The sequence below is a fragment of the Salinibacterium sp. NK8237 genome (assembly GCF_015864955.1).
Taxonomy (GTDB): domain Bacteria; phylum Actinomycetota; class Actinomycetes; order Actinomycetales; family Microbacteriaceae; genus Rhodoglobus.
In genome coordinates this window covers 398,802-424,294 of sequence record NZ_JADYWE010000002.1, presented here as the reverse complement: position 1 = coordinate 424,294, position 25,493 = coordinate 398,802, and the positions used below count along the sequence as shown (strand labels likewise).

Sequence of the window (25,493 nt, the reverse complement as noted above, 5' to 3'; positions counted from 1 at the left end):
GCAGCTCAGCCGACGTAATTGTCGGTGAGGTCTTTTTTGATGGACCGGACGATGTCATCCGGAGTGTGAGTGAGGTCGACGAGCACAGCGCGCTCATCGTCCTGGAGCGGTTCGAGCGTGGCGAACTGCGAGTCGAGGAGGCTGTTGGGCATGTACTCGTGGTTGCGGTGCGACTGGCGCTCAGCGATGACTTCGCGGGCTCCCTGCAGGTGCACGAAGACCGTCGAGGGAGCATACGCGGTGAGGATGCGCCGATAGGAGCGCTTGAGCGAGGAGCACGCGACGATGATGGGGTTTCCGTCAGCGAGTTCTGCGCCGATGCGGTCGGCAATGATCTCGAGCCACGGAGCGCGGTCTTCGTCGTTCAGAGCGTGGCCAGCAGCCATCTTCTCTTTATTAGCACGGGGGTGAAGATCGTCACCGTCGATGAACTGCATGCCAAGCGCTTCGCCTAGGGCAGCGCCAACGGTGGATTTACCCGATCCTGAGACACCCATCACGATGAGGGGTGGAAATTGTGAAGTCACAGTGTTCCTAACAATTGACGCGTCGTTACGTCAGATATCAATTTGACCAGTGTGCCTTAAAGCAGACTTAATGCAAAGTTGTTGAGAATATATCTCCGAAGCTCGGTGAAGGGATGCTTTCAGCACCGCCCGCTAGCCGCGCGTTTCTCAGCTACTCAGGCTGGTAACTCGCGGGCCCGAGTGGGAGAATTGGGCCACGGAAGGATGACTCCATGAGCGAGAATCTGAATGACCCAGTTGAAGAACTAGCGCTGGAAACCTGTTGGGAATTGCTGCGCACTGCCGATCTAGGCAGGATCGCCGTCAGCTTTCAGGGGGAACCTGAGATCACCCCCGTCAATTTCATTGCGGTCGGCGAACGACTACTTTTACGTACGTCGCAGGGAACCAAACTGCTCAAGCTCACAATCAACGATCGTGTCGCCTTTGAGACAGACTTCGTGGGCCCGCACACAGCATGGAGTGTCGTCGCCAAAGGCACCGCGCGCGTCATCGAATCTCAGGATGAGATTTACGAAGCAGACCAGCTGCCGCTTCGGCCCCTCATCCCAACCCTTAAATACATTTGGGTCGAGATCACCCCCACAGAGATAAGCGGGCGACGTTTTCTCTTGGGCGCAGAGCCCGAGCGCTACTAGAGCGCGGCGCTACTGCGCCTGCACGCACAAACGCGTCGATCGGTTGCGCCAAGAAGACGCAGCCGATCGACGCGGAGAAGTGAGAAGAACGCTGCTGTTTAGAGCGCGCCCTTGCCCGTGGTCCCGATAGGGATGGGTGCCATTCGCGTCACGGCAACCTCAGCCGTGAGGTACTGACCGATCTCGCCAACAAGAGCGGCGACAGCCGCGCTTTGACCGTGAGCGTCGAGGAGCGCTTCCGACTCCCACTTCTCGATCATGACGAGCATGCCATCCGCAGCCTCGTGAATGGCGTAAAGCTCGCAACCGGGCTCCTCATGTACCAAAGGAAGTGCCGTGCGAAGTGCCTCGACAACCGCATCGCGGCTATCGGGTCGGATGTGAAAAATGGCGGTAACGATTACTGGCTGACTCATAGTCCCCACGCTACTCCTCCGCTCCCGACGTTGTCTGGGGTGACTGTTGCATCAGGCTCCCCCGCGGCCGCGAAGCCTGAACGGATGCCGCATGTCGGCTGCGCCGTGTGCCCTAGGCTTGATGATTGGGCTAACCAGTCACGACCGGCCAACTAGTTATAGCCACGGAGCCCGCCACTTTGTCCCAGAGTCAAGGAGTGAACGATATGACCGCTGCTGAGCAAGCATCCGCAAACATTGGCGTAGTAGGGCTCGCAGTTATGGGCTCCAACCTTGCCCGCAACCTCGCGAGCCGTGAGGGCAACACCGTTGCCATCTACAACCGCTCCTACTCGAAGACCGAGACCCTGCTCACCGAGCACCCCGAAGCTGGCTTCGTTCCGGCATCCACGTATGAAGAATTTGCGGCGTCGCTGTCGAAGCCACGCACCGCGATCATCATGGTGCAGGCAGGCAAGGGCACGGATGCCGTGATCGACGCTCTGACGGAAGCGTTCGAGCCAGGCGACATCATCGTCGACGGCGGCAACGCGCTCTTCACCGACACCATCCGTCGCGAGAAGGCAGTGCGCGAGACCGGCATCAACTTCGTCGGCGCTGGCATCTCTGGTGGCGAAGAGGGCGCACTGCTCGGCCCATCGATCATGCCCGGCGGTTCCGCTGAAGCCTGGGATACCCTCGGCCCGATCCTCAAGTCGATTGCCGCTGTTGCCGAAGGCGAGCCGTGCGTTACTCACGTCGGCACCGACGGCGCTGGTCACTTCGTCAAGATGATTCACAACGGCATCGAATACGCCGACATGCAGCTCATCGCTGAGGCTTACGACCTCATCCGCCAGGGCACCGGCGCAACCCCCGCCGAAATCGCTGACATCTTTGCCGAGTGGAACAAGGGCGAACTCGAGAGCTACCTCATCGAGATCACCGCCGAAGTTCTGCGTCAGGTTGATGCCAAGACCGACAAGCCGCTCGTGGACATCATCCTCGACCAGGCTGGTTCCAAGGGAACCGGCGTCTGGACAGTGCAAACCGCGCTCGACCTCGGAGTGCCCGTCTCCGGCATCGCCGAAGCAGTCTTCGCCCGCGCCGTCTCGTCGAAGCCCGCTCAGCGCGCGGCCGCCAGCGCCCTGCCCGGCCCGAGCTCGATTCCTGAGGTCGCAGACAAGGCCGCCTTCATCGAAGATGTTCGCCAAGCCCTTTACGCGTCGAAGATCATCGCGTACAGCCAAGGTTTCGACGCCATTGTCGCCGGCGCTGAAGAGTACAACTGGGACATCAAGAAGGGCGAGATCGCCAAGATCTGGCGCGGTGGTTGCATCATCCGTGCACGCTTCCTGAACCGCATCACCGAGGCCTACGCCGAGAACCCGGGCCTCGTGGCCCTCGTTACCGCGCCGTACTTCACCGAGGCGATGGCAGGCACGCAGGATTCCTGGCGTCGTGTTGTGGGTGGCGCTGCCGCTGCCGGCATCCCCACCCCGGCATTCTCCTCGTCGCTCGCCTACTACGACAGCCTTCGCGCACCGCGCCTTCCTGCCGCCCTTGTTCAGGGCCAGCGCGACTTCTTTGGTGCTCACACCTACAAGCGCGTTGACATGGATGGCACCTTCCACACCCTGTGGTCGGGCGATCGTACCGAGATTGAAGCGACCGACTCGCACTAATCGAGATGGCGGCGAACCTTGAGTTCGCCGCCATTCGTGTCTTAACTCGGCGACAGTAGCGTCGCCACCAGCTGCAAGTGACAGAATGGCCAACGATGAGCACCTCTGAAGAGCACCCCGAGCTCGATGGCTATGAGCCGCACAACGAACGGCCATTGCGCTCGCGCACGTTCGTGTGGGTGATGCGCGTTGTTGTCGTCTTAGGACTTATCGGGCTCGTGGTTCCCGGGATCGTGTCTGCTGCCGCCACTGCCGACAACACAGCCAATCGCACCTGCGCGACCTACGTGCAATATCTGGCACCCCAAGCAGTGTCGTACTCCGTGCGCTTCGAGCTCACAGGCGATGGCGATCCCGGCTGGAAATGCTACGCAATCGCGTTCAACGGCGGCGAAACCTTGCTTCGTTCGCTCGGCCTCATCCCCGGGCCTGCCGTTATTCCGACAAGCCCGGCCGATAACACCTAGCGGTCGGCGAGGAGCTCGTCGCGAACCTCGCGACGCAAGACCTTGCCAATGAGCGACCGCGGCAGATCGTCGACGCTCACAATGGTTTTGGGAACCTTGTAGGCCGAGAGATGCTCGCGCAGGAAGCTGCGCACGACCTCTTGGTCAAGGTTCGCGCCCTGAGCGAGAACGACGGCCGCAGCAACATCTTCGCCGCTGTGATCGCTGGGAAGTCCGACGACGGCCGCATCCGCGATTGACGGATGACGGCGCAGTGCTTCCTCAACCTCACTCGGAGCAACGTTGAATCCACCCGTGATGATGAGTTCCTTGATGCGGTCAACGATGGTGACGAAACCATCGGCATCCACCGTGACGATATCGCCGGTGCGGAACCATTCTTTGCCGTCGTCGATCGCAGGCGCGAAGACTTCAGCGGTCTCGTCAGGCTTGCCCCAGTAACCAGAGAACACCTGAGGGCCGCGAACGATTAGCTCGCCCTCCTCCCCCAGCGCGCGATCAACGGTGGGGTTGTCCGGATCGACGACACGGATTTCGGTGTTGGGCAAAGGCAATCCGACGGTGCCAGCGCGGCGCGTGGGACCGACGGGGTTGGCGATAAGGATCGGGCTGGTCTCCGAAAGACCGTAGCCCTCAACCAGCGTGCCGCCGGTGCGTTCTTCCCACGGCTCGACGACGGTGGCCGACAGCGGCATCGCACCAGAAATGGCGACCTCAATACCTTTGAGCGAGACACCAGCAGCGTCTGCTGCGGCAGTGAGTCGCGCGTAAATCGGCGGGACGGCGGGGAAGAACGTCGCGGGACGCTTTTTCACGACCGCAAGCACAAGGTCAGGATCAAATTTAGGGAACAGAACGAGCCGCGCGCCGATGCTCGTCGTAAACGTCAAGCAGAGCGTAAGTCCGTAGGCATGGAACATCGGCAACACCGCATAAACGACGGAGGTTCCCCGCGGCACCGCCGGCACCCAGGCACGGGCCTGCGCAGCGTTGGTGAGCAGGTTGAGGTGGGTGAGCATGGCGCCTTTAGGGAAGCCGGTCGTGCCGCTCGTGTACTGAATGAGGGCGAGGTCGTCGGACACGGGGCGCACGATGTGTGCGTCGATCGGGTCGGACTTGAGCAGATCGTGCCACGTGATCGTTCCACGCACGTTCGTGGTGAGCGCAGCGCGTGATTCTCGCGCTTTCGCGATCGGCAGCCGCAGCAGCGCGCGAGTCGTGAGGCGCATCGCACGGGGAACATCGACCGAAATGATGGTCTCGAGTGCGAGGTCATCCGGAAAATCTTGCAGAGTTTCTACCGCATTGTTCCAAGCGATAACGACGCGGGCACCGTGATCTTCGAACTGGTGACGAAGCTCACGCGCGGTGTAGAGCGGGTTGTGCTCGACGACGATCGCGCCGAGACGCAACACCGCATAGAAAGCGGCAACGTGTTGGGGGCAGTTGGGCAGCACGAGAGCAACCCGATCACCCTTCTGCACGCCGAGGAGGCGAAGCCCTTCCGCAGCACGGTCGATTTGTTGGCCGAGCTCGGCGTAGGTGGTCTCTTTGCCAAAAAATTCCAGCGCGACGCTGCGTGGGTACTCAGCGATAGATGCCTCGACCAGATCGTAAAGTGATCCGTCGGGGAGCGGAATTTCTTGGGGTACACCGTCGGCATAGCTCGCAAGCCACGGGCGGTCGGACAACGCAGTCATACGTTAACTGTATGCCTGTGAGACGCACTCAAAAAACATGTGCACAGGCCAAATGCCGTGATTGCTTAGGCAGCACCGTCGAACATCGAGGTAACCGATCCGTCATCGAAGACTTCGTGGATGGCGCGGGCCAGCAACGGAGCGATCGGCAGAATCGTGAGCGTGGGGAACCGCTTGTGTTCCGGCACCGGCAACGTGTCGGTGACAACCACGGAGTCGATGAACTCGCTCTGCAGAATGGTGGGAGCGGGGTCGGAGAAGATGGCATGAGTTGCGGCAACAACAACCTTGAGGGCACCAGCACGCTTGAGCGCTTCGGCTGCCTTCACGATGGTTCCACCGGTGTCGATCATGTCGTCAACGAGCAGGCACACGCGACCATCAACATCACCGACGATGTCGTGAACGGTGACCTTGTTGGGCACGAGAGGATCGCGGCGCTTGTGGATGATCGCCAGCGGTGCACCGAGCTTGTCGCTCCAGATATCGGCAACACGCACGCGGCCCATGTCGGGGCTCACCACGGTGAGGGTTGAAGGGTCGAGCAGTTTCTGAAAGTGCTCAAGCAGCACAGGCATAGCGAAAAGGTGGTCGACAGGGCCGTCGAAGAAGCCCTGAATTTGGGCGGCGTGAAGGTCAACGCTCATGATGCGGTCGGCACCGGCAGCCTTGTAGAGGTCCGCAATCAGTCGAGCGCTGATCGGCTCGCGACCGCGGCCCTTCTTGTCTTGACGGGCGTAGGGATAGAAGGGCGAGACGACTGTGATGCGCTTCGCAGAGGCGCGCTTGAGGGCATCCACCATGATCAGCTGTTCCATGAGCCACTCGTTGATGGGCTCAGTGTGCGACTGGATGACGAAGGCGTCACAGCCTCGAACGCTCTCGTCGTAGCGGGCGTAGATTTCACCGTTCGCAAAAGTGCGGGCATCAGTGGGGATGAGGTCGCTGCCGAGCTCTTCAGCAATATCGAGGGCAAGCTGGGGATGCGCTCGTCCGGAGACGAGTACGAGTCGCTTCTGACCGGAGATTTTGATGCTGGCCACGTGGGGACTCGCTCTCTGCCGCGGTTACGGCGTACTTCGGTCAGGCGTCGTTATCGTCGTTTGCTGCTGCAGCTGCCTGAGCCGCTGCAGTACCCGCCCGATTGGTTTCAACCCAGCCACTGATATTGCGCTGCGGAGCGACATTGATTGCCAGAGACCCCGCCGGTACATCTTTTCGGATGACCGAGCCGGCTCCGGTATACGCTCCGTTAGCAATTCTAACCGGAGCGACGAAGACGTTGTGCGACCCAGTTCGCACGTGGGAGCCAACTACTGTTCGACTCTTGTTCACTCCGTCGTAATTTGCGGTGATCGTTCCGGCACCGACATTGGACTCCACGCCCACTTCGGTGTCACCGATATAACTGAGGTGCGGCACCTTGCTTCCCTCGCCGATGGTCGAATTCTTGGTCTCTACGAACGTTCCGATCTTGCCGCCAACACCGAGTTTGGTGTTGGGGCGAAGGTAGGCAAACGGACCAACGGAGGCGTTTGCTCCGATCACGCTGAGGGTGGCATCCGTGCGCTTCACGACAGCATTCTCGCCAACCTCACAGTCAACGAGGGTCGTGTCCGGGCCAATGATGGCGCCAGACTGCACAAGCGTTGCGCCCTTGAGCTGGGTGCCAGGCAGAATTTCGACATCGGGATTGAGCGTGACATCCGCATCGATCCAGGTCGTGGCGGGGTCTTCGATCGTGACTCCGGCGCGCTGCCACTTCTGCACAATGAGTTCATTCATGCGACGAGCGGCCTCGGCGAGCTGTACGCGATCGTTGACGCCGGCGACCATCCATCCCGCGGTTACGGGCATCGCGGCAACCGTGGCTCCAACGCCACGAAGGAGTCCAACCACGTCGGTGATGTATTTCTCGGCCTGAGCGTTGTCTGTCGTCAATCGCACGAGTTGTTCGCGCAGCGGGCCAACCCGGAACACGTAGGTGCCCGAGTTGATTTCGGTGATCGCGATTTCGTCGGCGTTGGCATCTTTCTGCTCAACAATGCGGTCGAGACCGCCAGCAGCGTCGCGCACTACACGGCCGTAGCCGGTGGCGTCGTCGAGAATCGCGGAAAGTACGGTGGCGGCAGCGGACTGCGCCCGGTGCTGCTCGAGCAGCAAAGCCAGGGTGGCCGAATCCAGAAGCGGCACGTCGCCACTGACGACAACGACATCTCCGTCGAAGTCAGCCGGCAAAGAGTCGACAGCGACCTCTACCGCGCGGCCGGTGCCGGGGGTGTCATCTTGGTCGACGATGAGGATGTCGGGCATGAGCTCCGTCAAACTCGCCACAACTTCGTCGCGCTGGTGGCGCACAACAGCAATCACATGGTCAGGGTTCAGCTCACGGGCGACAGCCACGACGTGCCCGATAAGTTCGCGACCGGCAAGGCGGTGCAACACTTTGGGCTTCGCGGACTTCATGCGGGTGCCTTGGCCTGCAGCGAGAACAATGACGGCGAGTTTGTGTTCGGTCATAGAGCTATTCTGCCCTGAATGAGCGGCGCTCAAAACGCCGCGGCCGAAGTCGCGAAGATTGAATAAAAGCTCCGCCTCTAGGATTCGAACCTAGACTGGACAGCTCCAAAGGCTGCCGTGCTGCCATTACACCAAAGCGGAACGCACCCGAAGGCGCTAACCAATTCTGCCAGATCATTGGCACTCTGTCGTGCACCTAGCCCGATTCGGAGCGTTCGCACACCCTCACGGCGCCTATCCGCCCGGTTTAGCTGCACACATCCGTGTTCTGAAACTGAGATAATAACCGGATGCCCCAACGCGACGAAGTCGACCGAATTGTCGAAGCGTGGTCGCGCGAGCGCCCCGATCTCGACTTTGCGCCGTTGCATGTCCTGAGCCGCGTCGGCCGTCTCGCTAAGCATTTGGAGCGCGCACGAAGGTCAGCTTTTGCCGTTGCGGGCGTTGAGCCGTGGGAGTTCGACGTGTTGTCGGCGCTGCGCAAAGCCGGCGCCCCGTACCAGTTGAGCCCGACCGCTCTCGTGCAGCAGACGATGGTGTCGAGCGGAACCATGACAAATCGCATCGATCGTATGGTCTCGCGCGGTCTCGTTCAACGTCGCACCGACCCCAATGATGGGCGTGGTGTGATCGTGAGAATGACGGCGAGTGGTCGCGAAAGTGTCGATGGAGCCATTACTTCGTTGGTTCATGACGAAACAGCCTTGCTGGCACGCATGTCTCCAGCAGAACAAGAACGATTGAGCGGACTGCTCAGAAAGTTGAGCCTCGACGGTGAATAATGCCCCCGCGCAGACCACATTCCGACGCAACATTCCCGGACTGGGGTTGGCACTAGGGGCATTCGGGCTCGCACTACTGATCAGTTTTCTGGTGCCAGCGATTCCCACGCTTACTGCGTGCGTCGTGCTCGGCATCCTGTTCACCGCACTACCGTGGCGCGACTCCGTGCGCGCGCAGGTGAAACCCGGCCTCACCATTGCGGCCCGTCGCCTGCTTCGAATCGGTGTGGTGCTGTTGGGGTTCAAGCTGAGCCTCGTGAGCATTGCTGAGCTCGGCTGGTTGGTGCTCGGCATGATTGTGGCAATCGTTGTCATCACCTTCTTCTTCACGTGGGGTTTGGGACGGATGCTGCGCCTCCCCGGCCAGCAGCCTCTGATGATTGCGGCTGGATTCTCCATCTGTGGCGCGTCAGCCGTTGGCGCAATGGCCGGTATGACTCGCGCCAAAGAATCTGACACCGCTACTCCTGTAGCCCTTGTCACCCTGTGTGGAACCCTCGCCATCGCCCTGCTGCCTGCGCTACGCCCGCTGATTGGTCTGGATACCGCCGAGTTCGGGATGTGGGTGGGTGCGAGTGTGCACGACGTGGGCCAGGTTGTCGCCACAGCCCAAATCGCAGGAGCAACAGCCCTTGCCGTTGCTGTCGTCGTGAAGCTCACTCGCGTCGCGATGCTGGCGCCGATGGTTGCGCTTGCCGGGATTGTTGTTGCTCGCGGCGATCGCAAGGCTGCGGCCGCCGCCGATGCTGCCGGAACGCTGGAAGCAGACTCAGTCGACGTGAAGCCAGCGAAGCGCCCCGCGATCCTGCCCCTCTTCGTCGTCGGGTTCCTCGCTGCTGTGCTGGTGCGCACCTTCGTGCCGCTCTCAGACGGCTTCCTTGAGATTGCGTCCTACGGCCAAGAGCTCATGCTCGGCATGGCTCTCTTCGGGCTCGGTGCCGCTATCAGTATTGGCAACCTCATCCGCACCGGTGGCCGCTCGCTCGTTGTCGCCCTCGTCTCGTGGGCGTTCATCGCACTCATCTCCCTCGGCGCTGTCGAGATCGCCCGTGCCGCAGGAGTCGCGGCCCTCGGCTAGAGCCAGCGTCTTACGGGCGCTGCGAACAAGCGAGATTCTGGCTTCGTGCGCAGTACGAGCTTCTCGACAATGGTGGTGACCGAGATTCGCGATGCACTGACCACGAACGCCGCAACAACGACCGAGAGCGCCAGCATGATCGGGTACTCCTCGATCAGCTGATCGGCAGACCAGTACGACAAGAGCGTCACCGCACTCATAAGGACGGCGGGGAAGGTCAGCACGCCCAAGATCAGCGCGATTCCCAGCCCGACTTCGAGAGCGGGGATAGCCCACCCGAAAAAGCCGGGGGCGCCACCGAGGAAAGTAGCGGTAAAGGCCTCAAAGCCATCTGCCACCCGATTGTTGGATGCCGTGCTTTGAACGACCAAGCCGATATCGCCGCCGTCGAATCCTGCCTTGATCTTGAAGAGACCTTCGTTGAGCCACAGGATGCCGAGGCCCACCCTCGCCGCTCCCGTGATGACGGAAGCGACGAGGGAAAGCGCACGGTTCATCATGCGAGGGGCGCTGATCCGAAGATTGCCTTGACCTTGTCGCAGTAGATGACGACGGTGTCGTAGCCGGAGATATCCATGGCGTCGAAGGTGAAGGTCTGGCTGGCTTCATCGAACACGACGGAGTCGATCTGCATGCCTGCTGCTACGGCATCCTCGTCGTTGCCGTTCGTGAGATAGATGTTGAGGTCGGGACCCTCATCGGAGGAATAGCCCGAGAGCACGATTTCAGTGTCGCTCACGGTGACGGTGCCTTCGACGGCGTGTTCGCTCGTGCCCTCGAAAGTTCCGGTGAGTTCTTCGTGCATCATCTCCGTGTCGGTCTCAGTCTCCGATGATTCCGGGGCTGTGGATTCGCTGCTCGACGTGTCAGTGGCTGCACCGCTGCAGGCGCTGAGCATGAGGGAGAGAGCGAGAATTGCTGCGGCTGAAGTAGCTGTTTTTCTCATGAGGGAGTTCCTAAGTTCGTGGGTGTGAGGATTCATCTCCGAGCTGATGACTCGGTGACGGTTACGAACCTAAGTCGCGGCATCCACGAAAGTGACGAATGTTTCAAGAGCGTAAGAATTGACACCGGCGATTGCTCGGGTGCCCGCTCTAGGCTGAGGTTATGGAAAAACTGCCGAGCGTCACGATCGTCGAAGACGACGCCACAGTGCTCTCGGTCGTTACCGAATATTTGCGCGGTCGCGGATATGCCGTCACTGGCATGAGCGATGGAATCCAAGCGCGCGACGCCCTGCGCGGCCCACTCCCCGACGTGCTCATTCTCGATCGGATGCTGCCCGGCGTCGGCGGCGACGAACTGTGCCGCCAGGCGCGTGCGGCATCCCCGCAACTGCCGATCATCATGTTGACCGCTCTGGATGCCGTTGAAGAACGCATCGATGGTCTCGAACACGGTGCTGACGACTACATCGCGAAACCCTTCTCGCTGCGCGAATTACAACTGCGCGTGGATGCGATGGTGCGTCGCACTCGCAGCTCGCACGTGTCATCCGAACCCTTTGCTCTTGGCCAGTTTCGGGTTGATCCGGCGCATCGCAAGATCTTGCTCGACGGCCACGAAATGACGTTGACCACCCGCGAATACGAACTCTTTCTTTTTCTGCTGCAGAACCCTGAGCGCGTGTTGAGTCGCGATGATATTTTGCGCGAAGTGTGGGGCTGGAGCTTTGGCGAGGCATCCACTGTCACCGTGCATGTGCGACGCTTGCGCGAAAAGATTGAACCCGAACCGCGCTTTCCCCGCTACTTGCTCACCGAGTGGGGCAAGGGCTACCGCTTCACCGTGAAGGATGCCGCATGATCCTCAACCCGAGCGAGCTGCTGTACATTCTCGCCATCGCTGCCGCGTGCACGGCCGTTGTGATGCTGATGGCAATGCTCGTACTGCGCCTAGGCCGCCGTCGATCGATTGCGTTCCAGTTCACCATTGTGGTGAGCGCCGCGATCGTTTCGATCGCGCTCACGACCGTGGTGGTGACCGCCCAAATGTATCTCTCGGCTCACGACCTCCAAGTCGTGCTGTGGGTCGTCGGAATCTCCACCCTCATGAGTCTTGTCGCGGCGCTCGTGAGTGGGCGGGCCGTTCGCCGGGAGTTCACGAAACTGCGTCGCAGCATCGCTCAGGTCGGCGCCGGCGCTGTCGTCACCGCCAATGCCAATACGTGGAAAGAAGTTGCCGAAGTCTCGGTGCAGCTTTCGGATGCCTCCCAACGGCTCGCTGCTGCCCGTGACGAAATTGCCAGACTGGACGCCTCGCGCCGCCAGTTCTTCGCCTGGATCTCGCACGACCTCCGCACTCCCCTGACTGGCATCAGCGCCCTCGCCGAAGCCTTGGATGCGGGCGCGGTCGATGACCCGAGCGACTACCTGCGCCAAATTCGCGCCCAGGTCGGCACCATGAACCGCCTCGTCGACGACCTCTTCGAGCTCTCACTCATCCAGAGCGGCACCCTCACGCTGCGGCCTGAAAACGTTGAGCTGCTCGATATTGTGTCGGATGCTGTTGCCGACGTCAGCCAGCTGGCGGCGGCCCGCGGCATCCAAATCAGCCACGCTGGGGTCGAGGGACGGATGCTCTGGGCTGACCCCCACGAGCTCACTCGCGTTGTGGTGAATCTGCTCACCAACAGCATCCGCTATGCGCCCGCTGATTCCCAGATTCTGGTGAGTGCCGACGAGCGCGACGACACGAGCTTGGTGCTTTCCGTGCTCGATCAGGGCAGCGGCGTCGCGAGCGAAGACCTCAGCCATATGTTCGAGATCGGCTGGCGCGCCACCGAAGCACGCACTCCCGAACACGAAGCGAACGGTTCCGGCGGCGCAGGTCTCGGCCTTGCCATTGTTCGCGGCATCGTCGAAGCGCACGGTGGTGGCGTCAACGCCGAGAATGCCCCTGAAGGGTTCCGTCTCAGCGTCGCGTTGCCGACCAGCGCAGCGTAACCGCGCTGTCGCCCCGCCCACGCTGCAGCTGGGTAGCTACAGCGGCGGCAAGGTGGCGCGCTAAGCGAGCAGTTCGTCGAGTTCGAGCCAGCGTGTCTCAACGGTGTCGAGCGCCTCTTGCAGCGCCTGCTGCTCGCCGACGAGGGCACCCAACCCAGCAAAGTCTGACTGGTCGTGAGCGGCCATGCGCTGGTGAAGCTCAGCGATCTGCCCCTGCAGCTTGGCGATCTTGCGACCGGCAGCAGCGTGCTCCTTTTGCGAGGTGCGCAGTTCGGCACCACCCAGCTTGGGCTTCGCCTTGGCGGCCGTGGCATCCGGAGCACCGGCGGCAGCGCCGCTAGCACCAGTGGAGCCCTTGAGCTGCTGCGTGCGCAATTCGAGGTACTGGTCAACACCGCGCGGAAGGTGGCGGAAGCTGCCCTCCATGACGGCATACTGCTGGTCGGTGACGCGCTCGAGCAAGTACCGGTCGTGGCTCACGACGAGCAGCGTGCCGGGGTAGGTGTCGAGAAGGTCTTCGATCGCCGCAAGCATGTCGGTGTCGAGGTCGTTAGTGGGCTCATCGAGAATCAGCACGTTCGGCTCGGAGAGCAAAATGAGCAGCAACTGGAGGCGACGCTTCTGCCCACCAGACAAGTCTTTTACCGGGGTGGAGAGCTGCGTGCTTGTGAAACCAACGCGCTCCAGCATCTGGGTCGGCGTCATCTCCTTGCCGCCCGTGACATAGGTGCTCTTGTGGCGACCGATGACGGTACTGACGCGCTCGTTCCAAATGTCTTCTAGCTCAGCAAGCTGCTGCGTGAGCGTGGCGACCTTGATGGTCTTACCGCGCTTGACGCGACCCTTGGTGGGCAACAGGGTTCCCGAGACGAGCGACAGCAGCGTCGACTTTCCGGCGCCGTTGACGCCGAGGATGCCGGTGCGCTCACCAGGAGCGATGCGCCACGTGACGTCTTTCAGTACAGTCTTCTCGCCCGCGGCTCCGGAGGCGGGATCCGTGACCTGATAGGTGACGGTGACGTCTTCGAGGTCAACCACATCCTTGCCGAGACGCTGCATCGCCATCGACGACAGCGAAACGCTATCGCGGGCGGGCGGCTCGTTCTCGATGAGTTCGTTGGCTGCATCGATGCGGAACTTGGGCTTCGTTGAACGCGCGGGAGCACCGCGGCGCAACCACGCCAGCTCTTTGCGCATGAGGTTTTGACGCTTCGACTCGGATGCGGCCGCCATGCGGTCACGCTCAACACGCTGCAAAATGTAGGCCGCATAACCGCCCTCGAAAGGCTCGATCAGGCGATCGTGCACCTCCCACGTTGCGGTACAAATCTCATCGAGGAACCACCGGTCGTGAGTAACGACCAGCAGCCCACCGGCATTAGTGCCCCAGCGGCGCTTGAGATGGTTCGCAAGCCACGAAATACCTTCGACGTCGAGGTGGTTAGTGGGCTCATCCAAGAAGATGACATCCCAGTCACCAATCAGGAGAGCAGCAAGAGCAACCCGGCGACGCTGACCACCGGAAAGGTCGCCAACTTTGGCTTCCCACGGGATGTCGGCCGCGAGGCCCGCGATGACGTCGCGAACCTTGGGGTCGCCCGCCCACACGTGCTCATCAATGTCGCCAATAACGGTCTCGTGCACCGTCTTGGTGCCATCAAGCTCATCGGCCTGATCGAGCATGCCGAGAGTGACGCCGTTGCGTCTGGTTACTCGCCCCTCGTCGGGGTCGAGCTTGCCCGAGAGCATCCGCATAAGGGTGGTTTTGCCGTCACCGTTGCGACCGACGATGCCGATACGGTCGCCCTCGTCGAGGCCGATGGTGACATTGTCGAAGATTACGCGGGTCGGAAATTCAAGATGAAGGGACTCAGCGCCAAGAAGGTGTGCCATTCGGGCAAGCCTACTGCGGTTAGGCGTTAATGATTCGCGCCCCGTGAACTGGACCGGTTGCTCGCACCACATTCATTTGCGCTGCGCTGAGGGCAATCTGCAGTTCGAGAGCCGAATCAAGGTCAGCCGCGAGGAACGCCACCGTGGGCCCCGAACCTGAAACGACGCCCGCAAGGGCACCGTTCTTTTCGCCAAGTTCAATCACGCCAGCGAGCGACGGTTGCAACTTGAGCGCGGGAGCTTGGAGATCGTTGTGGAGGCACTCAGCGAGCATGTGCGGATCTCCGGCCCGCAAAGCCTGCAACACGTCAGCGTCGACCCACGGCGCAGCCTCGGCCGGAAAAATATCTTGAGAGTGACGCTGGCGGTGCAGATCGAGTTCGGTATAGACCTCCGGGGTGGAGAGCCCGAAGTCGGCGAGCGCCAACACCCACTGGAACTGGCCCTTGGCGAGAGCCGGGCTGAGCTGGTCGCCACGACCTGTTCCAATCGCTGTTCCGCCGGTGAGCGCAAACGGCACGTCGGCGCCGAGCTCTGCAGCCAGCCCCAACATTGCCTCGCGAGTGACTCCTGTGCCCCACAGCGCGTCACACGCCAAAAGTGTCGCTGCGGCATCCGCTGATCCGCCGCCCATGCCACCGGTGACCGGCACGTGCTTATCGATCTCGAGTCGCACCCCGCCGCGGTAACCCGTGCGACGAGCCAATAGTCGTGCCGCCTTAATCGCAATGTTCGATCCGTCAGTGGGAACACCGGAAAGATTGACTGTTCCGGTAATCGAAACGGAGAAGTCGTCGGCGTGGAATGCCCGCACATCTTCACAGAGAGACAGTGCCTGATAGGCAATCGCAACATCGTGATAGCCATCGTCGAGCAGTGAGCCCACTTTGAGAAACACGTTGACTTTGCCTGGGGCACGAGCGTGAACCATTGTGGAGGCTGCCGGAGCGGTAGTCATGAACCAAACTTACCTTGTGCGGCGGACAGGTCTGTGCGCCGGGTGGGGATAACCGACGACCGCGCACAATTGTGAGGGTCTCGTTACCGTGGCGAAATCACCGGGAAATAGTCAGCCCACGAATCGCCGCATAGCGTGCGGTGACCGACTCTGCCCACTCGGTGCTCACGTGAGCGGCATTAGCTTCGAACCAGCTCAGGAATTCGGCGTGCTGCCACTTCGTTGCGCCCGCCATGTCGAGAAAGGCAAACCATTCATCGGGATGCCGTCCCGTTCCTTCCAGAACGTCACGGTCACTGGGGGTGCTGTTCGTTGCTTCCGACATGAGGCAAACCTACCGTCGTTCGGCACCAAACGGAATGGCTAACGTGAGGATCGGGCGCGCTCACGCACCCGCAACAGCCACCACACCCCCAGCAGTTGACCTACCGCCCGAAGGCCTCGGCGACCAACTCCCCCGCCAGCTCCGCAGGATCGCACTCGACACCGTGCCGAAGAAACCACGAACACACGTTGTGGCAGTCGCGCTCGAGCAACTCGATGCCCTGCGGATTGCTGACAATGTCGACAATCTGCGGCACGTCAATCACCATCACTCGCCCCGCGTGAACCAGCAGGTTGTACGGAGACAGATCTCCATGCGCGAAGCCAGCGCGCGCGAACACCCGCATGAGTTCGACTACCTGTGCCCAGAGGTCTGTAATTGTCCTCGGATCCGCACGAACGGCAGCCAAGCGCGGAGCCGCAACGTGCCCATCGCCGATGAACTCCATGAGCACTTCGGTGTTGTCCACTTGCACCGGATACGGCACCGGAGCGCCCAGCTGGTAGAGCGTACTCAGCGCCGAAAACTCGGCACCAGCCCACAGCCCCGCCGAGAGCGCTCGACCATAGGTCGACTTCTTCTGCAGAGCACGCGCGTCTCGCGAACGACGAGTGCGTCGCCCCTCGGTGTATTGAGATGACCGCCGAAAGTCGCTCGTCTCTGAGCCGCGATAGCGCTTCGCTGCCAAAAGCACAGAACGACCACCAGGCTCAGCGCGCTCAATCAAAAAGACATCAGCCTCCTTGCCCGACTTGAGCACGCCCAACTCGGTATCAATTGCGCCCGCCGACGTGACAACCCACTGCGGCCACGGTTGCGGGCCGCGCAACGACGGGATAATCGACGGCCAGGTTGACCAGCGCTGGTCGTCGCCAGGCTCGATCGCTGAAAAAACTAAATCGGGTACAACAAAAAAATCGTCACCGTGTGACATAGATGAATCTCCAGAACGGAGGTCACCCCACAGAGTTAGGAGGCAACCTCAATGAGTGAGGGATGGATCGAAGACGCAACGAAGACAGTCATCAGTTCTCCCCCCTCTCTCGGGCCCAAGACCCGTTCTGGGCCTGTGGCCCACTCTGGAAATACCGCAGAGCGCGGTGAGAGGATTTTAGCTACGCAGCGCGGGCAATAGCAAGGAAATCGTGCACCGTGAGCTCCTCGCCGCGGGCTGTGGGCGCGACACCCGCCGCAATGAGACGGTCGGAGGCGGCAGTTGAGCTGCCCAACAGACTCGAGAGTGACTGACGCAACATTTTGCGACGCTGCTGGAAGGCGGCATCCACGAGCGCGAAGGTAGCTTTGCGTTCGTCGATCGTGCCGGGCTGTTCGCGGCGTTCGAAGCGCACGAGCACCGAGTCGACATTGGGCACGGGCCAGAACACTTGACGGCTCACGAGGCCAGCGGTGGAAAACTCGCCGTACCAGGCTGCCTTGATGCTCGGCGAACCATAAACCTTGCTGCCGGGGCCAGCGGCGACACGGTTGCCAACCTCCGCCTGCACCATTACGAGGCCACGGTCGAGCGAATCGAAGTGCTCCAAGAAGTGCAGCAACACCGGCACCGACACGTTGTAGGGCAGGTTCGCGACGAATACACGGGGGTCGTCGGGCAGCTCGGTGACGCGCAGTGCGTCTTCGGTGATGACCGTGAGCTGAGCATCCGGCTGCATCTGGCTGACTGTGATCGGCAACTGGGCGGCGAGGCGCTTATCGATTTCGACGGCGACGACGGATGCCCCGGTCTCGAGTAATCCGAGCGTGAGTGATCCCAGCCCGGGTCCGACCTCGACAACCGTTTCGCCAGAAACAACGTGCGCGGCCTTCACGATGCGGCGCACCGTGTTGGGATCGATGACAAAGTTTTGGCCCAGCTTCTTGGTGGGCTGGATGCCGAGCAGATCAGCAAGATCGCGGATCTCGGCGGGACCGAGCAAAGTGTTCATCGCGTGCCTGCGTTCTGTGTGGTCGAGACGGATGCAGCGGTCGTCTCACCGCGGGCGGGAGCCGCCTCGGTGCCGGCGGGGAGGTCAGCGTCCCACGAGCCATACACGGCCTCCGTGGTGGCGGACAGCTGAGCCGAAAGCTCGAGTTCGGTGATCTCGAGGTGAGCGGCCATCGCGCGCACCGTGTACGGCATCAGGTAGGGAGCGTTCGGCCGCCCGCGCAGCGGATGCGGCGTCAGGTAGGGAGCATCGGTCTCGACCATGATGCGGTCGAGATCGATCACCGAGAGCGCTTCGCGCAGGTTCGCCGCATTCTTGAACGTGACTGTGCCGGCGAACGACAAAAACCAGCCATTGTCGGCCGCAATGCGCGCCATCGCCGCATCGCCCGAGAAGCAGTGGAAGACCGTGCGCTCGGGAGCGCCCACCCGCAACAGCGTCTCAATGACCTCGTCGTGGGCGTCGCGATCGTGAATCTGCAGGGCAAGTCCGTGCCGCTTGGCAATCGCAATGTGCTCTTCGAAGGAACGGAACTGCGCGGGGCGACCCTCGTCATCCGTGCGGAAAAAGTCGAGACCCGTTTCGCCGACCGCGCGCACTCGTGGAAGCGCGGCGAGTTCGTCGATGGCGGCGAGCGCAGCATCCAACTCCCCCGCCGCAGCGAGTTCGGGAGCATCGTTCGGGTGAATAGCTACCGCCGCGAGAACGCGCGGGTTGGTGGCGGCGAGCTCAGCCGACCAACGACTCGTCGCGACATCCGTACCGACCTGCACGACACCGCGCACACCCACCGAGGCTGCGCGCGCGAGGTGCTCGCGAAAGTCGAGCGCTCCGTCGGGCCCGCCGTCAGCGATCTCGAGGTGCGTGTGATTGTCGTAGACCACGCCCTCAAGAGGTTCGGGCAGCGGCGGATACTGCAGCTTCTCGGAGGCTTTCTCGTCGGCGCTGCGGTGACGCTGCCTCATGAACGGTTCGGTCACGCCGTGCCGCTCTCGGCATCCACTTCAATGCGCGGGAACAGCGACGATTCGAGCGCGGTCACGCGACCGGTGTTCGACCAGTTGGTGGCATCGTCGATGCGCTGCTCGCGCAGTTCACCAACACCACCGATGGCCTGCCAAAGCTTTTCGGTTGCCTTCGGCAGCACGGGCGACAACAGAATCGCGAGAGTGCCCAGACCGTTGACGGTGGTGGCCAGCACGGTGCCGAGACGCTCGCGGTTGGCGGGGTCTTTCGACAGCGCCCACGGCTCTTGCTCGGTGATGTACCCGTTGAGTTCATCCACGAGTTCCCAGACCGAGGCCAGCGCTTCGTTGATCGCGAACGTGTCGATGAAGGCGTTCGACTGCTCGGTCGCACGCTTCTGCGTGGCAATAATCGCTTCGTCGGATGCCGTGAGCTCACCGAGCGTCGGAATTTCACCATCGAAGTACTTATTCACCATCGCAATAACGCGCGAGGCGAGGTTGCCGAAACCATTGGCCAGCTCTGACTGGTAGCGCGCGCTCAGGTCTTCCCAGCTGAAGGAACCGTCTTGGCCGAACGTGATGGCGCTCATGAAGTAGTAGCGGAACGCATCCGAACCGAACGTGTCGGTGATTTGGCTCGGAGCAATACCGGTGAGCTTCGACTTGGACATCTTTTCGCCACCGACGAGCAGCCAGCCGTGGCCGAAGACCGCGCGGGGCACGGGCAGGCCGGCAGCCATGAGCATGGCGGGCCAGATGACGGCGTGGAAGCGAGCAATATCTTTTCCGACGAGTTGCACGGCGGGCCAGCGCTTCGCGAACTGCTCGTCGTCGACGCCGTAACCGATGGCGCTCACGTAGTTGAGCAGTGCGTCGAACCAGACATACACAACGTGGGTTTCATCCCACGGAACCTTGACACCCCAGTCGAAGCTGGAACGCGAAATGGAGAGGTCGTCGAGACCCTGCTTGACGAACTGCACGATTTCGTTGCGCACGCTCGCGGGCTGCACGAAGTCGGGCTGGCTTTCGTAGAGGTCGAGCAGCTTCTGACCGAAGTCGCTCATGCGGAAGAAGTAGTTCTTCTCTTTGAGAATTTCAACGGGGCGCGAGTGGATCGCACACACGAGTTGGCCTTTGTATTCGCCATCGGCGGCGGTGACGAGGTCGTCGAGTTGCTTGTACTCTTCGCAGCCAACGCAGTAGTAGCCCTCATATTCGCCAGCATAAATGTGGCCGTCGTCATAGAGGCGCTGCAGGAAGGTCGAGACCGCCTTCTCATGGCGCTCGTCAGTCGTGCGGATGAAGTCATCGTTGGCGATGTCGATCGTCTCAAGCAGCGGCTGCCAGGAGTCGGCGACAAGACGGTCGGCCCACTCCTGCGGAGTCGTGTTGTTGGCCACGGCGGTGCGCAGAATCTTCTGGCCGTGCTCATCGGTGCCCGTGAGCAACCAGGCTTCTTCACCCCGCTGACGGTGCCAGCGCGCGAGAACATCGGCGGCCACCTCCGTGTACGCGTGCCCAATGTGGGGAACGTCGTTCACATAGAAAATGGGCGTCGCAATGTAGAAGGAATCGCCGGCAGACATGCCCCCATTCTATTCGCCTGCGTCAGTCCATTACGCCGACCCTGCCCGGCGTACCATGGAGCGCAGACGGGAGACTCAATGAAGATCACCGATAGCGTGCACATTGACGCGCCAACGGACCGGGTGTTCGAGGTATTTTGCGACCTCGACAAGACTCCAACTCGAGTCAGCGGCATCCTCTCGCTCGACGTGCTTGAGGGCTCCGCGCAACTTGCTCTCGGCACAAAGTGGCGCGAAACACGGGTCTTTGGCGGAAAAGAAGCCACCGAAGTGATGTGGGTAACCGCCTATGAGCAGGATGTGTCGTACACCGTGGATGCGCAGTCGCACGGCATGCACTACCAAAGCGTCTACCTGTTCATGCCGAGTCACGGCGGAACTCGGCTGGAATACCGGTTCACCATGACACCGCTCACCATCGGCGCGCGCCTGATGAGCGTCGTCGGGCTGCTGTTCCTCGGCACAACAAAGAAAGCCCTCACGAAAGACCACCACGAGTTGAAGGTTGCGTGCGAGGCACAGGACTAACTGGCCTAGGTTCAGGGGCTACTTTTTCTTAGCCTGCAGCGCCGCTTCGTACAGTTCGCGCTTGCTCAGCCCGGTCTGCTCGGCCACTTCGGTTGCCGCCTCTTTCAGGCGAGCGCCATCGGCAACAAGCGAGAGCACATAGGTGACCGCTGTGGGCAGGTCGGAGGTCGCGGGCGGCGCACCCTCGACAACGAGACAGATTTCGCCCCGAGCTCCGTCTTTGAACTTGGCCGCGAGTTCAGCAGCGGTGCCCCGAGCAACCTCTTCATACATTTTGGTGAGCTCGCGGCAGACTACGGCGCGACGATCATCGCCGAGAGCAGTGGCGAGGTCGGCGAGCGCCGCGGGCAGACGGTTGGGGCTCTCGAAGAACACCATCGTGCGCTCTTCGCGAGCGAGACCACGGAAGTAGGCGACGCGGCCCTTGCGCGGCAGGAAGCCTTCGAAGCTGAAGCGGTCAGTCGGCAGGCCCGAGACAGCGAGGGCGGTGAGGACTGCGCTCGGTCCGGGCAGGGCAGTGACGGTGACCCCAGCGGCTGCTGCTGCCGAAACGAGAGGGAATCCGGGATCGCTAATGGCGGGCATCCCCGCATCGCTGAGAACGAGAACATCGGCATCGCGAGCCAACTCGACGATCTCGGCGGCCTTCTCTGACTCGTTGTGTTCGTGCAGCGGGATGAGCCGCGGCCGGTTGTCGATGCCGAGAGCGCGCATGAGATGGATGGTCGTGCGGGTGTCTTCGCTCGCGATCACCTCAGCGTTCGTGAGGGCCTCGATGAGGCGCTGAGACGCGTCGCCAAGGTTGCCGATGGGAGTCGCCGCAAGAATGATCACTCAGCCATTCTCCCACCCGCACTGCGAGCGCCGAATTCGGCTATCTTTCGCGCACAGATCACCCCTTCTGAGGTCGTAGGGTTGCACTATGTCGACTCGTCCGCCCTTGAGGGGAACACCGCTGGGTGCTGTCATGCTCGTGGTGTTGGGCCTGATCTTTCAGGATGTCGGCGCTTCGGTAGCGGTGCTGCTGTTCCCCGAAGTCGGCCCCGCCGGAATGGTGTCGCTACGGCTCGTTTTCTCGGCCGCGATTCTGCTGGCAATTGCCCGCCCCAACCTGCGCGCTATCTCGAAGCGGGCCTGGCTGATGGCCCTCATCTTCGGTATTTCGCTCGGCGGCATGAACCTGCTGTTCTACGAAGCACTCTCGCGCGTTGACCTCGGGGCAACCGTCACGATCGAGGTCCTCGGCCCGCTCGTGCTCTCCGTCATCGTTGCCCGCCGGGCCAGCGCGTGGCTGTGGGCTGTACTCGCCTTCGCCGGGGTCGCCCTGCTCAGCCTCGGCAGCGTTGGCGCCCTCGACCCCGTCGGCGTTGCCTTCGCGCTCGCCGCCGCCGTGTCATGGGCGGGCTACATTTTGGCGTCACGCAAAACCGGCCAAGTCTTTGCGGGCTTGGATGGCCTCGCCATCGCCATGGCAATCGGCGCGATCATCAGCCTCCCCTTCGGCATCTCGCAAGCGGGTAGCACTCTGCTCGAGCCGTCAATTCTGGTGCGCGGCCTCGCGGTCGCCATCTGTTCGTCAGCGATCCCTTACGCCCTCGAACTGATCGCGTTGCGTCGCATCTCTGCCGCCGCGTTCTCGGTGCTCATGGCACTGGCTCCCGCTATCGCAACCGGCGCTGGCTTCTTCGTGCTTGGCCAAAGCATCACGCTCGTGCAGGGAGTGGGAATCGCCCTCGTGATCGCGGCCTCCATCGGGGCAGTGCGGGCGGCATCCCGTGTGCCGGGAGAACCCGGGGCTGGACCGAACGCACTACTGCCCGAAGAGACCCCGCTGTAGCGGAAGCCTCCCCGGGCAGCGGGAGCGATCGTGAGTTCTTAGCGCTCCGATGATTCGGGCGCTGCGGCAGCAGGCGCCGCACCGCCGCTGGCGTCATGCGGATCAGCAGCGTGCATCGGGTGGCTGCGCTCGAGGGCTGAGCCCTCGACGTCCACACTGGGCAGGATGCGGTCAAGCCAGCGAGGCAACCACCACACCGACTTGCCGAACAGGTGCATCAGGGCCGGAACCAACATCATCCGCACGACAAAAGCGTCAAAGAGCACCCCGACGGCGAGACCGAAGCCAAGCGGGCGAACGATCGCGAGGTGCGAGAAGACGAAGCCTCCGAAGACGGCAATCATGATGATCGCCGCGGCGGTGACGACGGCACGACCACTGCGGAGACCACTCATGACGGCAGCCTTCGCCGGCACACCGTGGATGTACGCTTCGCGCATTCCCGAGACAAGGAACAGTTGGTAGTCCATGGCGAGGCCGAACAACACACCCATGATGATGATCGGGGCAAAGTTCAGCAGCGGGCCAGGGTCGGTCACGCCGAAGAGCGCCCCCAGCCAACCCCACTGGTACACGGCGACCATTGCACCGAACGCCGCCAACAACGACAGCACGTAACCCGCGGTCGCGATCACAGGCACGAGCAGCGAACGGAACACCAGAATCAGGATGATCAGCGACAGCCCAATAACAACCGCGAGGTACAGCGGCAGCACATCAGCCAGCTTCTCGGAGATATCAATGTTTCCGCTGGCCGAGCCAGCCACACCGAGCTCGATGTTTCCCGCGAGTGGCGAGCTATCGCGCAGTTCGTGAACGAGTTCCCCCGTCGAGACGCTCGACGGACCGTCGACCGGGATGATCTGGAACGCGAAGTAGTCCGAGTCATCCGAGACGCCGATCGGGGCGACAGCCACAACACCGTCAACCGCCAACAACTGGTCGGCAAGATCCGCTTGAGTCTCAAGTTCGTCGTCTTCCGCTACAGCGGTGGGAAGGGTGGCGGTCACCAGGAGGGTACCGTTTTGGCCCGCTCCAAATTCTTCGGCGATCGTCGTGTAGGTGCGGTACTGCGTCGAATCGGCGGGCTCTGACGAACCATCCGGGAGCCCGAGGCGCATCGAAAGCGCCGGGATGGCCACGATCAACAGACCGAGCGTCGCCACGATCAGCATGACCACAGCGCGACTCGTGCGCATGGCGCGGGCGGGCGGGAGCGTATGCGACTCGTGACCAATATTGGCTCGGGCCTTGCGAGAAAGAACTCGCTTGCCTAGCAATGCCAGCAGGGCTGGCGTGAGGCTCACGGCAATCAGCACAGAGATGAAAACGCAGACCGCGCCCACGGTGCCCATAACGCCGAGGAATGGGATACCGCTCACATTGAGCGCGAGCAGAGCGACAAGAACTGTCGACCCGGCAAACAACACCGCGTTGCCGGAGGTGCCGTTGGCGAGACCGATCGACTCGTGCAGATCCATTCCTGCCGCCAGTTGACGACGGTGACGCTGCACAATGAACAGGGTGTAGTCGATGCCGACCGCAAGGCCAAGCATGACGCCCAGGATCGGCGTAACCGAGGTCATATCGACGACTCCCGAGAACGCAAGCGAACCCGCGACACCCACTCCGACACCGATTATCGAGGAGACGATCGGCAGCGTTGCGGGCAAGAACGAACGGAACAACACGAGCAAGACAATGCCGGCCAACAGAACACCGATAAGCTCACCGACACCCAACAGACCATCGGTCGACGTAGTGATGGACGACGAGTAATCGACCGTCACTCCGTCAATGTCGATCGCGTCGAGCTCATCCGCAATCGCGGTCTTCGTCTCTCCGGGAATGTCGAGGAGTTCGCTGTCGAAGGTGATGAGGCCGAGAGCCGTCGCACCGTCAGTGGAGACGAGGCTGATCTCGGATGCGGCATCCATGAGACGCTCGCCGAAGCCGAGTTGCTCCTCTTGTTCGGCCAGCAGCGCAGTGTTCTCGTCAATCGTGGCCTGCTGAGTCTCTAGCTCAGCCAGCCCGGCATCGATCTGTGCTTGCTGGGCATCGAATTGAGCAGCGGATGCCTCGTAGAAGCCCGCGGCTTGAGCCTGCTCAATCGCAGCATCGAGTTGAGTTTGTCCGGCTTCGAGTTCTGTGGCGGCGGCATCCAACTGAGCCTGACCGTCCACTAGCTGCTGCTTGCCGGCGTCGATCTGCTCGCGACCGTCCACGATTTCTTGCGCTTGATCGTCGCGCTGGGCATCGGTCTCGAAGGGGTCGATGACGTCGCTGACGTTGTTCTGCGAAGTGAGCTCGGCGAGGGCATCCGTGATGTCGCCCTGTTGTTCGGCGGAGAAGGCGCTGCCATCTTCTGAACCAAAGACGACCGTGGCGGAAATGCCACCAACGTCACCGAGTTGCTCAGTGAGTTCGTCGGCAACACGTTCAGTTTCCGTGCCGGGAATAGTCATGGTCGACGACAGAGTGCCGCCGAAAACCGCGAAGGCAGCGCCAGCGAGACCGAGAACGGCGAGCCAGCTGATGATGAAGAGCCAAGCGCGGCGAGCCGATAGGCGGCCAAGGCGGTACAGGAGTTCAGCCATGCTGAAGAAAACCTCTCGTCGGGAACACAAAAACGAGCACGTCTTCGGGCCAGACACCAGCCTAAGTCTCCTCGCCTGAGTTTTCCAACACTTGTCGGAAAACTCACCCCTTTGC

The 25,493-nt window shown here is 61.7% G+C and carries 25 protein-coding genes and 1 tRNA gene; 9 read left to right on the top strand and 17 right to left on the bottom strand.

The window, feature by feature from the left end:
• Positions 1 to 5 precede the first annotated feature (5 nt).
• On the bottom strand, positions 6 to 527 hold the full coding sequence (locus tag I6E56_RS12355) for a gluconokinase (protein WP_197138811.1): 522 nt from the start codon (positions 525 to 527) through the stop codon (positions 6 to 8).
• A 212-nt stretch (positions 528 to 739) separates the two neighbouring features.
• Between I6E56_RS12355 and I6E56_RS12350 the strand changes: the two genes are divergently transcribed.
• On the top strand, positions 740 to 1,165 hold the full coding sequence (locus I6E56_RS12350; RefSeq protein WP_197138810.1) for a pyridoxamine 5'-phosphate oxidase family protein: 426 nt from the start codon (positions 740 to 742) through the stop codon (positions 1,163 to 1,165).
• 98 nt (positions 1,166 to 1,263) lie between these two features.
• Here I6E56_RS12350 and I6E56_RS12345 read toward each other — a convergent pair whose 3' ends face one another.
• A complete protein-coding gene (locus I6E56_RS12345; RefSeq protein ID WP_197138809.1) occupies positions 1,264 to 1,581 on the bottom strand; it encodes a putative quinol monooxygenase in 318 nt (105 codons plus the stop codon).
• A gap of 206 nt (positions 1,582 to 1,787) precedes the next feature.
• Between I6E56_RS12345 and gndA the strand changes: the two genes are divergently transcribed.
• Together gndA and I6E56_RS12335 are read left to right on the top strand one after the other, a co-directional pair.
• Positions 1,788 to 3,245: an NADP-dependent phosphogluconate dehydrogenase gene (gndA, locus tag I6E56_RS12340; protein WP_197139038.1), complete on the top strand. Its 1,458-nt coding sequence runs from the start codon at positions 1,788 to 1,790 to the stop codon at positions 3,243 to 3,245.
• Positions 3,246 to 3,340: 95 nt separating this feature from the next.
• Positions 3,341 to 3,712, top strand: a complete 372-nt coding sequence (locus tag I6E56_RS12335) for a hypothetical protein (RefSeq protein ID WP_197138808.1) — start codon at positions 3,341 to 3,343, stop codon at positions 3,710 to 3,712.
• Here the strand turns inward: I6E56_RS12335 and I6E56_RS12330 are convergent.
• The 4 genes from I6E56_RS12330 to I6E56_RS12315 all read right to left on the bottom strand — a co-directional run bounded on the left by I6E56_RS12330 (position 3,709) and on the right by I6E56_RS12315 (position 8,073).
• Positions 3,709 to 5,412: a long-chain-fatty-acid--CoA ligase gene (locus tag I6E56_RS12330; protein WP_197138807.1), complete on the bottom strand. Its 1,704-nt coding sequence runs from the start codon at positions 5,410 to 5,412 to the stop codon at positions 3,709 to 3,711. The two genes, I6E56_RS12335 and I6E56_RS12330, sit on opposite strands and share 4 nt — an antisense overlap.
• Before the next feature lie 65 nt (positions 5,413 to 5,477).
• Positions 5,478 to 6,455: a ribose-phosphate diphosphokinase gene (locus I6E56_RS12325; protein WP_197138806.1), complete on the bottom strand. Its 978-nt coding sequence runs from the start codon at positions 6,453 to 6,455 to the stop codon at positions 5,478 to 5,480.
• A gap of 40 nt (positions 6,456 to 6,495) precedes the next feature.
• Positions 6,496 to 7,932 (bottom strand): bifunctional UDP-N-acetylglucosamine diphosphorylase/glucosamine-1-phosphate N-acetyltransferase GlmU, encoded by a 1,437-nt coding sequence (gene glmU / locus I6E56_RS12320; protein ID WP_197138805.1) that lies wholly within the window; start codon positions 7,930 to 7,932, stop codon positions 6,496 to 6,498.
• 69 nt (positions 7,933 to 8,001) lie between these two features.
• A tRNA-Gln gene (locus I6E56_RS12315) sits at positions 8,002 to 8,073 on the bottom strand.
• 149 nt (positions 8,074 to 8,222) lie between these two features.
• On the opposite strand from I6E56_RS12315, the gene I6E56_RS12310 reads away from it, so the two are divergent.
• The gene (locus tag I6E56_RS12310; RefSeq protein WP_197107535.1) at positions 8,223 to 8,714 is read left to right on the top strand and encodes a MarR family winged helix-turn-helix transcriptional regulator; all 492 of its coding nucleotides are present in this window, start codon (positions 8,223 to 8,225) and stop codon (positions 8,712 to 8,714) included.
• Positions 8,707 to 9,792: a YeiH family protein gene (locus I6E56_RS12305; RefSeq protein ID WP_197138804.1), complete on the top strand. Its 1,086-nt coding sequence runs from the start codon at positions 8,707 to 8,709 to the stop codon at positions 9,790 to 9,792. Before I6E56_RS12310 ends, I6E56_RS12305 begins: the two co-directional genes overlap by 8 nt.
• Here I6E56_RS12305 and I6E56_RS12300 read toward each other — a convergent pair.
• A complete protein-coding gene (locus tag I6E56_RS12300) occupies positions 9,789 to 10,289 on the bottom strand; it encodes a DoxX family membrane protein (RefSeq protein ID WP_231606612.1) in 501 nt (166 codons plus the stop codon). The two genes, I6E56_RS12305 and I6E56_RS12300, sit on opposite strands and share 4 nt — an antisense overlap.
• Positions 10,289 to 10,738 (bottom strand): DM13 domain-containing protein, encoded by a 450-nt coding sequence (locus I6E56_RS12295; RefSeq protein ID WP_197138802.1) that lies wholly within the window; start codon positions 10,736 to 10,738, stop codon positions 10,289 to 10,291. Before I6E56_RS12295 ends, I6E56_RS12300 begins: the two co-directional genes overlap by 1 nt.
• A 161-nt stretch (positions 10,739 to 10,899) precedes the next feature.
• Here I6E56_RS12295 and I6E56_RS12290 point away from each other — a divergent pair, with 161 nt between their 5' ends.
• On the top strand, positions 10,900 to 11,598 hold the full coding sequence (locus tag I6E56_RS12290; protein WP_197138801.1) for a response regulator transcription factor: 699 nt from the start codon (positions 10,900 to 10,902) through the stop codon (positions 11,596 to 11,598).
• Positions 11,595 to 12,737: a cell wall metabolism sensor histidine kinase WalK gene (locus I6E56_RS12285; protein WP_197138800.1), complete on the top strand. Its 1,143-nt coding sequence runs from the start codon at positions 11,595 to 11,597 to the stop codon at positions 12,735 to 12,737. The genes I6E56_RS12290 and I6E56_RS12285 overlap by 4 nt, the downstream gene beginning before the upstream one ends.
• Before the next feature lie 60 nt (positions 12,738 to 12,797).
• Here I6E56_RS12285 and I6E56_RS12280 read toward each other — a convergent pair whose 3' ends face one another.
• The 7 genes from I6E56_RS12280 to metG form a co-directional block, all read right to left on the bottom strand.
• Positions 12,798 to 14,630 carry an ABC-F family ATP-binding cassette domain-containing protein gene (locus I6E56_RS12280; protein ID WP_197138799.1) on the bottom strand — a complete coding sequence of 611 codons (1,833 nt, stop codon included), beginning with the start codon at positions 14,628 to 14,630 and terminating at the stop codon, positions 12,798 to 12,800.
• A 19-nt stretch (positions 14,631 to 14,649) separates the two neighbouring features.
• The gene (locus I6E56_RS12275; protein ID WP_197138798.1) at positions 14,650 to 15,588 is read right to left on the bottom strand and encodes a 4-(cytidine 5'-diphospho)-2-C-methyl-D-erythritol kinase; all 939 of its coding nucleotides are present in this window, start codon (positions 15,586 to 15,588) and stop codon (positions 14,650 to 14,652) included.
• Between the two features lie 97 nt (positions 15,589 to 15,685).
• Positions 15,686 to 15,913, bottom strand: coding sequence for a 4-diphosphocytidyl-2C-methyl-D-erythritol kinase (locus I6E56_RS12270; protein WP_197138797.1), 228 nt, complete (start codon positions 15,911 to 15,913; stop codon positions 15,686 to 15,688).
• A gap of 100 nt (positions 15,914 to 16,013) precedes the next feature.
• The gene (locus tag I6E56_RS12265; protein ID WP_197138796.1) at positions 16,014 to 16,847 is read right to left on the bottom strand and encodes a serine protein kinase RIO; all 834 of its coding nucleotides are present in this window, start codon (positions 16,845 to 16,847) and stop codon (positions 16,014 to 16,016) included.
• A 181-nt stretch (positions 16,848 to 17,028) separates the two neighbouring features.
• A complete protein-coding gene (rsmA, locus tag I6E56_RS12260; protein WP_197138795.1) occupies positions 17,029 to 17,859 on the bottom strand; it encodes a 16S rRNA (adenine(1518)-N(6)/adenine(1519)-N(6))-dimethyltransferase RsmA in 831 nt (276 codons plus the stop codon).
• Positions 17,856 to 18,839, bottom strand: coding sequence for a TatD family hydrolase (locus I6E56_RS12255; protein ID WP_197138794.1), 984 nt, complete (start codon positions 18,837 to 18,839; stop codon positions 17,856 to 17,858). Before I6E56_RS12255 ends, rsmA begins: the two co-directional genes overlap by 4 nt.
• Complete coding sequence (gene metG / locus I6E56_RS12250) at positions 18,836 to 20,416, bottom strand: methionine--tRNA ligase (RefSeq protein ID WP_197138793.1); 1,581 nt, start codon at positions 20,414 to 20,416, stop codon at positions 18,836 to 18,838. The genes I6E56_RS12255 and metG overlap by 4 nt, the downstream gene beginning before the upstream one ends.
• 78 nt (positions 20,417 to 20,494) lie before the next feature.
• On the opposite strand from metG, the gene I6E56_RS12245 reads away from it, so the two are divergent.
• Positions 20,495 to 20,944: an SRPBCC family protein gene (locus I6E56_RS12245; protein WP_197138792.1), complete on the top strand. Its 450-nt coding sequence runs from the start codon at positions 20,495 to 20,497 to the stop codon at positions 20,942 to 20,944.
• An 18-nt stretch (positions 20,945 to 20,962) separates the two neighbouring features.
• Here the strand turns inward: I6E56_RS12245 and rsmI are convergent, their stop codons facing one another.
• On the bottom strand, positions 20,963 to 21,778 hold the full coding sequence (rsmI, locus tag I6E56_RS12240; protein ID WP_197138791.1) for a 16S rRNA (cytidine(1402)-2'-O)-methyltransferase: 816 nt from the start codon (positions 21,776 to 21,778) through the stop codon (positions 20,963 to 20,965).
• 133 nt (positions 21,779 to 21,911) lie between these two features.
• Here rsmI and I6E56_RS12235 point away from each other — a divergent pair, with 133 nt between their 5' ends.
• The gene (locus I6E56_RS12235; protein ID WP_197139037.1) at positions 21,912 to 22,781 is read left to right on the top strand and encodes a DMT family transporter; all 870 of its coding nucleotides are present in this window, start codon (positions 21,912 to 21,914) and stop codon (positions 22,779 to 22,781) included.
• A gap of 38 nt (positions 22,782 to 22,819) precedes the next feature.
• On the opposite strand, the gene I6E56_RS12230 is transcribed toward I6E56_RS12235, so the two are convergent.
• Positions 22,820 to 25,378, bottom strand: a complete 2,559-nt coding sequence (locus I6E56_RS12230; protein ID WP_197138790.1) for an MMPL family transporter — start codon at positions 25,376 to 25,378, stop codon at positions 22,820 to 22,822.
• Positions 25,379 to 25,493 lie beyond the last annotated feature (115 nt).